An 11,712-nucleotide genomic window follows, 5' to 3' on the forward strand; every position below is an offset into this window, starting at 1 on the left:
ACGCTGCGTCACGCCGCGGAGAGGGGCGATGTGCGAGTCGAGTACCGCGTGCTGGGGCCGTTGGAGGTACTGCTCGACGGCGCCCCGGTCGGCGTTCCAGCCGGTCGATGTCGCGTGCTCCTCGCCACACTCCTGTTGCGTGCCAACGAGTTCGTTCCGCTGCACGAGATCGTCGAGCGGATGCGGGACGGATCGCCGCCGAGCGCTGGCCGGGCGGCGTTGCACATGGTCGTCACCCGGCTGCGGCAGGCGCTCGGCGCGGCCAACTGCGTGCACACCGGTGCCGGTGGCTACGCGGCCGTCGTCGAACCTGGACAGCTGGACCTGCTGCGGTTCCGCGAGCTGGTGCGGGCCGGCGACTTCGCCTCGGCGACGGGGTTGTGGCTCGGTCCCGCGCTGGCGAACGTCTCCTCGGAGGCGTTGCACCGCGACGCCGTGCCGGATCTGGTGGAGGAGCACCTGACCGCGCTGGAACGACGGATTGACGCCGACCTCGCCCAGGGCGTGGCGGCGGAGCTGGTGCCCGAGCTGCGGACGCTGTCCACACAGCACCCGTTGCGGGAGGTGTTCTGGGCGCAGCTGATGCTCGCGTTGCACCGCAGCGGTCAGCAGGCGGACGCGCTCGCCGCATTCCGCGAGGTCGTGGCCGTGCTGGACGAGCAGCTCGGCGTCACGCCGGGCCCGCGGCTGCGGGAGGCATAGCAACAGGTGCTGACCGGTGACGTGCCGGTGCACCACGTGCCGAGGCAGCTGCCGACGGCGTTGCCGCACTTCGTGGGCAGAGGACCGGAACTGGACCGGCTCGACGCCGTGCTCTCCTCCCCGGAGCGGGTCGCGGTGATCAACGGCAGCGGCGGCATCGGCAAGACGTCGCTGGCGGTGCAGTGGGCGCACCGGATGGCCGGCCGGTTCCCGGACGGTCAGCTCTACAGCGACCTGCGCGGGTTCGACCCGACCGGCGCGCCGGTGAACCCGAACAGCGCGGCCCGCGACTTCCTGCTGGCCCTCGGCGTGCCGGCCGACCAGATCCCGGTGGGCATCGAGGCGATGCTGCAGAGCTACCGGGCACTGCTGTCCCGGCGCAGCTTGCTGGTGCTGCTCGACAACGTGCGTGACCTGGCGCAGGTGCGGCGGCCCTCGGGTTCGTGCACAACGAACTCGGCCACCACGAGGAGGCGGCGATCTGGGCCGTGCGAGCCCGCGACATGTTCCTGGAACTGGTGCCGGACGAGCGCGACACGGCGGTGGCCTCGAACCGCGACACGCTCGGCAGCGTCTACCGCGCCCTGGGCCGCTACGAAGAGGCCGAGGCGAACTACCTCAGGTCCGTGGAGCTGCAGGAAGCGTTGTCCTACCGGCACTATAAGGCGGACACGCTGGTGCGGCTGGCCGACCTGAAGCTGGAACTGGGCGAGCTGGACGCGGCCCGCGGCTACTACCACGCGGCGCTCGACGTCTACGACGATCTTGGCTTCGCCAAGGCGGACGACGTGCGGGCGCGGCTGGCTCGCATCAGCTGAGAGGCCGGTCCCGCCGTGGTGAAGAGGGAGGTAACCGCGGTTGGACCGGCCACCAGAAGGGTCGCTGATGGTGCTCACACTTCGGTCACATGCTGCTTGGATCGCTTGAGGAGGGAGGACACCATGGGCGCCGAGTACCGGGTTCTCGGGCCGTTGGAGGTGCTGCTCGACGGCGCTGCGGTGTCGGTACCGGCTGGACGGTGTCGGGTGTTGCTGGCGACGTTGTTGTTGCGTCCCAACCACTTTGTGTCCGCGGACGAGCTGGTGGAGCGGCTGTGGGACGGTGAGCCGGTGGCGCCGGACCGGGCTTACAAGACCTTGCAGATGGTCGTGGTCAGGCTGCGGCAGGCGTTGGGCACGGCGAACTGCGTGCAGACCTCCCGCGGTGGCTATCGAGCTTCGGTCGATGTATCTCAGCTCGACTTGCTGCGCTTTCGTTCCCTGGTCTCTGCCGGCGATTTCGCTGCTGCCGTTGGGTTGTGGCGCGGACCGATGCTCTCGGACGTTCGGTCCGACGCGGTGCACCAGCACGACGTGCCGCCGGTGACCGAGGAGTGGCTGCTGGCGCTGGACAGGCGAATCAGTGCCGACCTGGACCGAGGTCTCGCCGCAGATCTGGTCGCCGAGCTGCGGTCGTTGACGGCCCAGCACCCGTTCCGGGAGACGTTCTGGGGTCAGCTGATGCTGGCGCTGGCCCAGTCCGGTCAGCAGGCGGCAGCCCTGGCCGCGTACCAGGAGATCCGCTCGTTGCTGGCTGACGAACTCGGTGTTGATCCAGGGGCGGAACTGCAGGCGGTGCACCAACACGTGCTGTCAGGTTCGGTGCGGGTCCGTGGCCCGGTGCCCCGGCAGCTGCCGACCGCAGTGCCGCGGTTTGTCGGACGGTCCTCTGAGCTGCGCGGCCTCAGCGATCTCGCTGGCGGCGACGCTTTGATGATCGTCGCGATCACCGGCACCGCAGGTGTCGGCAAGACGACCCTGGCTGTGCACTGGGCCCGCGGTGTTGCCGACCACTTCCCGGATGGCCAGCTCTACGTGAACCTGCGCGGGTTCGACCGTCACCGCGATCCGATGGCGCCCGGTGACGCTCTCAGTCGCATGCTCGAAGCCCTGGGCGTTCTTCCCGAACGCATCCCAGCCGACCTCGAAGCCACCTCGGCGCTGTATCGCAGCATGATCGCCGACCGTCGCATGCTGGTGGTCCTCGACAACGCCCGCGACGCCGAGCACGTCCGTCCGCTGCTACCGGGACCGTGCCCGTCCCAGGTGCTGATCACCAGCCGTGACCGCCTCACCGGCCTGATCATCACCGAGGGCATTCAGCACCTCGCGCTGGACGTGCTGAGCCACGCCGAAGCCCACGCCTTGCTGGTCGGTCGACTGGGCGCCGAGCGGGTGGGCGCCTCCGACGAGCTGATCAAGTGGTGCGGTGGTCTCCCGCTGGCCCTCGCGATCGTGGCGGCCCGTGCAGCACAGTCCCCGAGCCTGCCGCTGTCCGCGCTGGTCGCCGAACTGGCCGACGAGCGCACTCGCCTCGACACGTTGGACACCGGTGACGCGGCGACCAGCGTCCGCACCGTCTTCCAGTGGTCGTATCAGCAGCTCAGCCCAGTGACCGCGCGGATGTTCAGGCTGATCGGCGTCCATCCTGGCCCGGACATCACCGTGCCCGCCGCGAGGAGCCTGGCCGGGTTGTCCGCCGACGAGACGCGCGAGTGTCTCAGGGAACTGGTCCGCGCGAACCTGCTGGTCGAGCACGTGCCGGGCCGGTTCACGTGCCACGACCTGCTGCGCGTCTACGCCGCCGATCGCGCTGCCGCAGAGGAGCCTTCCCAGGCCCGCGATGAGGCGGTTGAGCGGATGTTCGACCACTATCTGCACACCTTGATCCACATCGATGTCGAGTTCAACGGGCGCGAGCGGTGGCTCGATCTGATGCCGAGGCCAGCGCCCCACGTGGCATCGGAGAGCTTTGTCGAACGCGATGCTGCTGATGAGTGGTTCCAGGCCGAGCGCGCGGTGTTGCGTGCGGTGCTGGCACAGAGCGATCACCATCGCTTCGACCGTCACACCTGGCAGTTGACGTGGTTCGGGTTCGACCTGATCGACAGGGATGGCCGGTGGCAGGACTGGCTAGCTGTGCTGCCACCGGCTGAACGGGCGTCAGCGCGCCTTGGCGAGGCTGACAGGGCCGCGAAGTTCGTGTTCTTCGAGGCAATAGCCTTGGGCAGGCTCAATCGCTTCGACGAGAGCGTCGAGCGCTTCGAGGCCAGCAGCCGTGCGTATGAGGCACTGGGCCGGGTGCCAGAACAGGTGCGGGCGCAGAACGGGCTTGCCTGGGCTCTGACCTTGTCGGGGAGGCCGAACGAAGCCCTGGAGATCACCCGACAGGCGCTCGAACTGCAGCGCGGTGACGCCAGCGCGACGGATGCGCGGATCGCAATGGCTGTCCAACAGGTTGCCTGGGTTCTTCTGCACCTCGGTGAGTACGCGGAAGCACTCGAGTACTGCGCCGAATGGGAGTCGCTGGCGGGGGACGAGGCGAGCGAGGGGTGGCTGGGTCAGGTGAGCTTTGTGAAGGGGCAGGCATACCTCGCGCTGGTCGACTACCCGGCTGCGCTTGCGGCAGTGAACAGGGCGTTCGAGGCTTTCCAACGGGTGGGTTCCTGGATGGATCTCAACTTCACTCGGGGGCTTGTTGGCGATGTGCACCTCGGCCTCGGCGACGTCGAGGAAGCACGCCGATGGTGGATCGAAGCTTTGATGGCCTCCGAAGTCAACCAGCACCCGTTCGCGCAAGAGCTGCGAGAAAAGCTCGCTTCACTGCCCTGACCAGGCCGGAAAGTGGTGTGCGGTGCTGGTGGCCCCCCAGGAACTTTGCCACCAGCACCGCTGGTGAGAACTCTTCCTGATGCCGCTCACACTTTGCTCACACCGCGATCACGCCCTGTTTAGACTGCCTATGACCTGGGGGGATGTGTGCGAGCCGAGTACCGCGTGCTGGGGCCGTTGGAAGTGCTCCTCGACGGCGCGCCGGTCGAGATTCCGGCCGGCCGGTGTCACGTGCTGCTCGCCGCGCTGCTGCTGCGGCCCAACCAGTTCGTGTCGGTGGACGAACTGGTCGACCAGGTGTGGGGCAGCGAACCGCCCGCCGCTGATCGCCGCGCGCGCAAGACGTTGCAGATGGTGGTGCGGCGGCTGAGGCTGGCCCTGGGCGAGGCGGACTGCGTGCTTTCCCGTCCAGGCGGTTACCAGGCCGCGGTCGATCCCGACCAGCTCGATCTGCTGCGTTTCCGCGCCTTGGTCGGCTCTGGTGACTTCGGCGCGGCCTCGGCCCTGTGGCGCGGACCGGTGCTCGGCAACGTGCCGTCCGAGCGTCTGCACCGCGACGAGGTGCCGCGGCTGGTGAACGAGCGGCTCACGGTGTTGGAGCGGCGGATCGACGCTGACCTTGAGCGCGGGTTCGCCGGTGAGCTGGTGGCCGAACTGCGGTCGCTCGTCGCCGAACACCCGCTGCGAGAGCCGTTCTGGCGGCAGCTGATGCTGGCGTTGTACCGATCGGGCCAGCAGGCCGAGGCGTTGAGCGCGTACCAGGAGGTGCGGACCAAGCTGGTCGAGGAGCTCGGAGTCGACCCCGGCCCGGCACTCCAGGAACTGCACCAGCAGATCCTGCGGGCTGAGGTGTCCCCCGGCGTACGACGGCAGGTGCCGCGCCAACTGCCGGCCGGTGTGCGGAACTTCGTGGGCCGCGCCGAGGAGCTCGCCCTGCTCGGCAAGTCGTCGGGCGTCACGGTCGTGCACGGCGTCGGTGGAGTCGGCAAGACGGCTTTGGTGCTGCGCTGGGCCCGTGAGGCGCGCGAGGACTTCCCGGACGGCGATCTCTACGTGAACCTGCGCGGCTTCGATCCCGAGGCGCAGCCGCTCGATCTGTCGGCCGCGGCCGAGATGCTGCTCATCGGGCTGGGCGTGGACGAGATCCCGGTCGGAGCGGATGCCCGGCTCGCGTTGCTGCGCACCACGTTGGTCGACCGGCGGCTGCTGCTCGTGCTCGACAACGCCGCGTCGCCGCGCCAGGTGCTTCCGTTGCTGCCGGGCGCGGCGCGTGTGCGAGTGGTGATCACCAGCCGCAACCAGCTCCGTGCGCTCGTCTCACAGCACGACGCGACCACGATCGGACTGCAGCAGCTGGAGTTCGATGCGGCGCGATCGTTGCTCGCGGCTGTGCTCGGGGAACGGAGGCTCGATGCCGACCCCGAGGCCGCGCGCGAGATCGTCGAGAGGTGCGGTGGATTGCCTCTGGCGCTTCGAGTCTTCGCTGAACGGGTGTCGCGGTTCCCGGACACGCCGCTGCGGGAGTTCGTCGATGAACTGGAAGCCGCGCGGCTCGACGCGTTGAGCGACTTCCAGGACGTCGACCTGCGCGCGGTGTTCGGCTGGTCGTACCAGGCACTCGATGAACAGTCGGCGCGGATGTTCCGCCTCCTGTCCGTGCATCCTGGACCTGACTTCGACGTCAGCGCCGCGGCCGCGCTTGCTGATGTGTCAGTCGCTCAAGCGCGCCGGCTCTTGGAGCGGCTGGTCGCAGACCATCTGGTGCAGTCGCGATCGCCGGGTCGCTACGACATGCACGACCTGCTGCGCGCTTATGCGACCGAGCTGTGCGAGCACGACGAACCAGCCGCGCTGCGAGTCATCGAGTGGTACGTCCACACCCTCGAAAACGCCGCGTTGATCGAGAACGAGCGAGCGCTGGTGCGCGCCGACGAAGTCACATCGGGTGTGGTGCCGCAGGACTTCGCCTCGCGATTCGACGCGATGGTCTGGGTCCGGCACGAGTGGGAGAACCTCCGGGAGGTCTTGTTCGCGGCCGTTGCACGCGGGTGGACACGGCTCGCACTGATGATCCCGACACACCTTGAGAGATACCTGGTCTACAACCCGACACGCTGGTCGGAGGCTGTCGACATGTTCGAGGCCGTTCAGACCTTTGGGACCGCCCGTGAGCAGGGATTTCTGCTGCTCAAGCTGGCTAGCCTCTACACCGACGTCGGACGTCTGGACGACTCGTTGACCTGCTTCGACGATGCGCTGCGGTTCGTGCGCGAGTCGGGCGAACGAACTGCCGAGGCCGCAGGGCTGATCAACCAGGCTGTTCTCTACCACCAGTTGGGCCAGCCAGAGAATTCACTCGAGAATCAACGGCGTGCAGCCGAGATCGGTGTCGAGCTCGCGGACCGGTATCTGGAGAGCATCGCTCGCGCCAACATCGGATACTTCCTCAACCTTCTCGGTCGGTTCGAGGAGGCCATCGAGGAAGCCGAACGCGCTGTCGTCGTTGTGACCGAGCTGGACGACGAGTACTTGATCGCGAGAGTGCACGCGTTGCACGGCAGGGCGCTAGTTGCCCTTGGCAGGTGCGACGAAGCGCTTGGTCGGCTCGGCCCCGCTGCCGAGACCATGGTCAAGTTCGGTGACACCTCCAACGCAGCTGAGGCGCAGGAATATCTGGGCGAGGCACTGCTTGGCGTGGATCGGCTCGAGGAGGCCGCCGTCGCGTGGCAACGTGCGATCGACCTGTGGCGTGATCTTGGCAGCGACCAAGCGGAAGAGCTCACAGCCCGCCTGGCCGACCTGAGGTAACCGGGCACAAGAGCGACAGCCCCCAGGCTGTCCGTCGCTCTCGTACCCGGCCGATCCCCACGTTGCCAAAGCGCGCTCACACTTCGCTCACACAGTCCACGATGGACGAACCGGAGAAGGCGAGATGAACGTCGAGTACCGCGTCCTCGGACCGCTGGAGGTGCTGCGCGACGGCGTACCCGTTCCGGTACCGGCCGGTCGCGGGCGCGTGCTGCTGGCGATGTTGTTGTTGCGGCCCAACCAGTTCGTGTCGGTGGACGAGCTGGTGGACCGGCTTTGGGACGGCGCACCGCCCACCGTCGACCGTGCGCACAAGACGTTGCAAATGGTCGTGCGGCGGCTGCGACTCGCGTTGGGCGACGCGAACTGCGTGCGCACGACGACCGGTGGCTATCTCGCCGAGGTCGAGGAGAGCAGCCTCGACCTGGCCCGGTTCCGGCGCCTCGCCGCCGAGGGTGAGTTCGCGGGTGCGCTGGCCTGCTGGCGCGGGGCGGTGGTCGCGGACGTCGACTCGCCGCACCTGCAGCGCGAGGACGTGCCGCAGCTCGTCGAGGAACGGCTTGTGGTGACCGGGCGGCGCATCGATGCCGATCTGGCCCGCAGGCGGGGTGCCGAGCTGGTCGACGAGCTCCGGGCACTGACCGAGGAGCACCCGTTGCGCGAGGGGTTCTGGGCGCAGCTCGTGCAGGCACTTCACCAGGCGGGCCGGCCGCAGGAGGCCCTCGAGGCGTACGAGCAGATCCGCGACCACCTCGCCGACGTGCTGGGGGTCGAGCCTGGCCAGCCGCTGCGTGAGGTGCTTGGCTCAGCGGCTCGCACCGGCGTGCCGCGTCAGCTGCCCACACCGGCCGCGCACTTCGCCGGGCGGGAACGGGAGCTGGCCCGGCTCAACGCGGTAGCCACGGGTGGTGCGGCGGTGGTGATCACCGGGATCACTGCGGGCATCGGCAAGACCGCACTGGCCGTGCGCTGGGCACACGACATCGCCGGTCGGTTCCCGGACGGTCAGCTGTACGCCGACCTGCGCGGCTTCGATCCCGCAGCGGAGGCTCCCGCCGAGGTGCTGGCCGGGTTCCTCGGTGCGTTCGGCGTGCCCGGTGAGCGCATCCCGGCCGACCTGCCGGAACGTGCCGCGCTCTACCGCAGCGTCGTCGCCGACCGCCGGGTGCTCGTGCTGCTCGACAACGCCCGTGACGTCGAACAGGTCCGCCCACTGCTGCCCGCCGGCCGGGGCTGCCTGGCCGTCGTCACGAGCCGCAACCGGTTCACCGGCCTGGTCGTCCGCGAGGGCGCGGTTCCGGTGACCTTGAACCTGCTCGACGACCAGGCCGCCGTCGCCCTGCTCACCGCCAGGCTCGGCGACGAGCGCGTGCGGTCCGAGCCAGACGCCGTCGCCGACCTCGTGGCGCGCAGTGGTGGCCTGCCGCTCGCACTCGCCGTGCTGGCCGCCACGGCGGCAGGCGATCCCGGTCTGACGCTGCGCGCACTGGCCGAAGAGATCGTGTTGAGCAGCGTGGAGTCGGTGTTCGCCGCTTGCTACCGCCGACTCGACGCCGCGGCTGCGCGGCTCTTCCGGTTGCTCGGCCTCGCAACCGGTCCGGACATCTCCCTCGATGCCGCCGCCGCGCTCGACGGCAGGCACCGCGCGGAGGTCCGCAAGTCGTTGCACGACCTCACCCGCATGCACCTGGCCAACGAACGCACACCTGCCAGGTACGCGTGCCACGACCTGCTGCGGGGGTACTCGCTCGCCAGATCAGAGGCCGAGGACACCGCCGCTGAACGCGACGAGGCCGTGCGACGCCTTCACGCCGTACTGACCTAGTTCCCCAGCTCCCGCACCAACACCCGGATCTTGTCCGTGAGCGCCGAGCGGCCGCGCTCAGCGAGGACCAACGCCTCGCGCGCGTGTGTCAGGGCTTCGTGCCGGTGTCCCGCGCGCTCGAGGATTTCTGCGCCGTGGAACAGGATCTCGGCCTTCGTCCCGCTGCTCGGGTAGGCGGGGCGTTCGGCGGAAAAGAGATCGCGGTAGACGCGCACCGCCTCGTCCAGGTCGCCCAGCCCGGCGTACGCCTGGGCGAGCGTGTCCCGTGCCGCCGGCATTGCCGAGCTCCCTGGATCGAGAGCGGCGAGCGCCGCGTTCGCGACGGTGATCGCACCGGCGTGGTCGCCTCTGCCGATGAGTGATCGGGCGAGGCTGTTCATCGACGTCGCGCGCCCGGTGTCGTTGCCGACGATCTGCCACTGCTCGACGGACTCGCGGTAGTGCCGCAGCGCCTCGTCGCGACGTCCCTGCCAGAGATAGGTGCTCGCCAGCTCGGCTTCGGTGACGGCGACGCCTCGATCGTCCCCGATCTCACGGCGGATGCGGAGCGCTTGCAGCAGCACGCGCAACGCGTCCTCGTAGTGGCGCATGTTCTTGTGCGCGACTCCCAGCGTGTGCAACGCGACGGCTTCGGCGTGCCGATCGCGCAACCGCCGGGCAGCGCTGAGCGCGATCGTGTAGATGCGGAGGTACTCGTCGGTCGATCCCAGGATCTGCAGGTAGCCCAACATGGAGTACGGCAGCTTCCACGCGTGTTCGAGGTGTTCCTCGGCCAGGGCGAACTCGCAGAGCTCGATCAACAGGTCGTGTTCCTGCCGGCACCACGTCAGCGCGACGAGCCGGTCGCCCAGCTCGACCGTCTCGACCACCGCCTCGCGTTCGGTCAGCGTCTTCTCGTGGCGATTCGGGCGAATGGCGCGTTCGGCGTTGTCCACCGAGTGCAGGTGGTGGTCGAGGAACCGCACGACCGCGTCCCGCCGCAGGTCGGCGGTCTCCTCGGCGGCGGCGCGTTCGCGGGCGTGCAGCCTGAGCAGATCGTGCTGCGCAAACCGTTGGGGCGCATGCTCTTCGACGAGATGAGCCCGTGCCAGCGTGCGCAGGAGCTTCAACGCCTGGGGACTAGGCACCCCCAGCAGCGCACCGGCGGACATCGGCGTGAAGTCGGCACGCGGCGATAACCCGAGCACCCGGAACATCCGCCGTTCCTCCGGTGCGAGTGCCGTGTAGGAGAGGTCGAACGCGGCACGGACCGCCGCCTCCTGGTCGCCGCCGATCTCCAGCTCGGCCAGCCGGTCCCCGGTGCGGAGCTGATCGACCAGATCACGCACGCCCAGATGCGGCTCACCCGCGAGCATTGACGCGGCGATGCGCAACGCCAGCGGCAGGCAGGCGCACAACCGCGCAAGTTCGGTGACGGCCTCAGTCTCTGCCCCGGCGCGATCCGCGCCGATCACCTTCTCCAGCAGCTGCACCGCCTCGTCCAGCGGCAGCACGCCCAGCTTCAGCACCTTCGCGTCGTTCAACGCCACCAGACCGCGCAGGTCGGACCGGCTGGTGATCACGACGACCGATCGGCCTCCCGCGGGCAGCAGCGGCCTCACCTGCTCTGCCGCACGGGCGTTGTCGAGCAGCACCAACACCCGCCGGTCGGCGAGCAACGACCGGTACGCACCGATGCGCTGTTCGGTCTCGTCGGGAATCTCCTTCGACCCCAGCCCCAGCCCGCGCAGCAACTGACCGAGCGCGTCGTGCGGGGTCACCGGCTCCTCGCGGTCGTAGCCACGCAGGTTGACCGCGAGCTGCCCGTCCGGGAACCGGTCCCGCACCCGGTGCGCCCAGCGAACGGCGAGGGCGGTCTTGCCGACCCCGGCCGAACCCGCGATGGCCGAGATGACGACCGCCTGCCCGGCGGTACCGGTCGGCAGCAGCCGGTCGAGCCGGGCGAGATCATCGGTGCGTCCCGTGAAGCGCGCGAGATCAGCCGGTAGCTGCCGAGGCACCGCGGTGTCCTGACCCGGTGTGCTCAACGCGGGCTCTGCCCGCAGGATCGACTGGTGCAGGCCGCGCAGCAGCCCGCCGGGATCGATGCCCAATTCGTCCGCCAGCAGCTCGCTGACCTCGCGGAACGCCTCCAACGCCGCCGCCTGCTGGTCCGCGCGGTACAGCGCGACCATCAGCTGCGCCCAGAACCGCTCCCGCAACGGGTGCGCGGCGGTCAGCGCCCTCAGCTCGGGCACCAGTTCAGCCGCCATGCCGCCGTCGAGGTCGTGCTCGATGCGCTCTTCCACCACCACGAGTCGTTCGTCGGCGAGCCGCGGCACGTCCTCGAGATGCAGGGCGTCCGAGACGACGTTCGTAAGCGCGGGGCCGCGCCACAACGCCAGCGCAGCGTGCGGGTCTTTGCCGGCCAACGCCCGGAATCGCAGAAGATCGAGGTTCTCGACGTCAGCGAGATACCCGTTCGTGGTGGTGGAAACGCAGTTCGCCGGCCCGAGCGCCTGTCTGAGCCGCGTGACGGTCATGTGCAACGTCTTCGTCACACGATCGAGGGATGGCGGCGAGCCGTCCCACAGGCGCTCAACGAGCTCGTCGACGGACACGAACTGGTTGGGCCGCAACAACAACGTCGCCAGCAGCACTCGACCTTTGCCGGCGGGCACGGTGACCGGCTCGCCGTTGTAGAGCACTTCCAGCGGCCCCAGCACCCGATATTCCGCCCCCAGCACA

General features: G+C 69.1%; 6 protein-coding genes. 5 read left to right on the forward strand and 1 reads right to left on the reverse strand.

What is annotated here, in order from left to right:
• Positions 1–30: 30 nt before the first annotated feature.
• The 5 genes from ACIA8G_RS25745 (at position 31) to ACIA8G_RS25765 (ending at position 8,985) form a co-directional block, all read left to right on the forward strand.
• Positions 31–702: a BTAD domain-containing putative transcriptional regulator gene (locus ACIA8G_RS25745; RefSeq protein WP_396421182.1), complete on the forward strand. Its 672-nt coding sequence runs from the start codon at positions 31–33 to the stop codon at positions 700–702.
• Positions 703–1,145: 443 nt separating this feature from the next.
• Complete coding sequence (locus tag ACIA8G_RS25750) at positions 1,146–1,520, forward strand: tetratricopeptide repeat protein (protein WP_396421183.1); 375 nt, start codon at positions 1,146–1,148, stop codon at positions 1,518–1,520.
• 123 nt (positions 1,521–1,643) lie between these two features.
• Positions 1,644–4,352: a BTAD domain-containing putative transcriptional regulator gene (locus ACIA8G_RS25755; protein WP_396421184.1), complete on the forward strand. Its 2,709-nt coding sequence runs from the start codon at positions 1,644–1,646 to the stop codon at positions 4,350–4,352.
• A gap of 147 nt (positions 4,353–4,499) precedes the next feature.
• Entirely contained in the window at positions 4,500–7,160 is a 2,661-nt protein-coding gene (locus ACIA8G_RS25760; protein WP_396421185.1) for a BTAD domain-containing putative transcriptional regulator, read from the forward strand.
• Between the two features lie 124 nt (positions 7,161–7,284).
• Entirely contained in the window at positions 7,285–8,985 is a 1,701-nt protein-coding gene (locus ACIA8G_RS25765; RefSeq protein ID WP_396421186.1) for a BTAD domain-containing putative transcriptional regulator, read from the forward strand.
• On the opposite strand, the gene ACIA8G_RS25770 is transcribed toward ACIA8G_RS25765, so the two are convergent.
• Positions 8,982–11,711 (reverse strand): BTAD domain-containing putative transcriptional regulator, encoded by a 2,730-nt coding sequence (locus ACIA8G_RS25770; protein WP_396421187.1) that lies wholly within the window; start codon positions 11,709–11,711, stop codon positions 8,982–8,984. The two genes, ACIA8G_RS25765 and ACIA8G_RS25770, sit on opposite strands and share 4 nt — an antisense overlap.
• Between the last annotated feature and the right edge of the window lies 1 nt (position 11,712).

This window comes from Lentzea sp. NPDC051213, from assembly GCF_044455585.1.
Classification (GTDB): domain Bacteria; phylum Actinomycetota; class Actinomycetes; order Mycobacteriales; family Pseudonocardiaceae; genus Lentzea.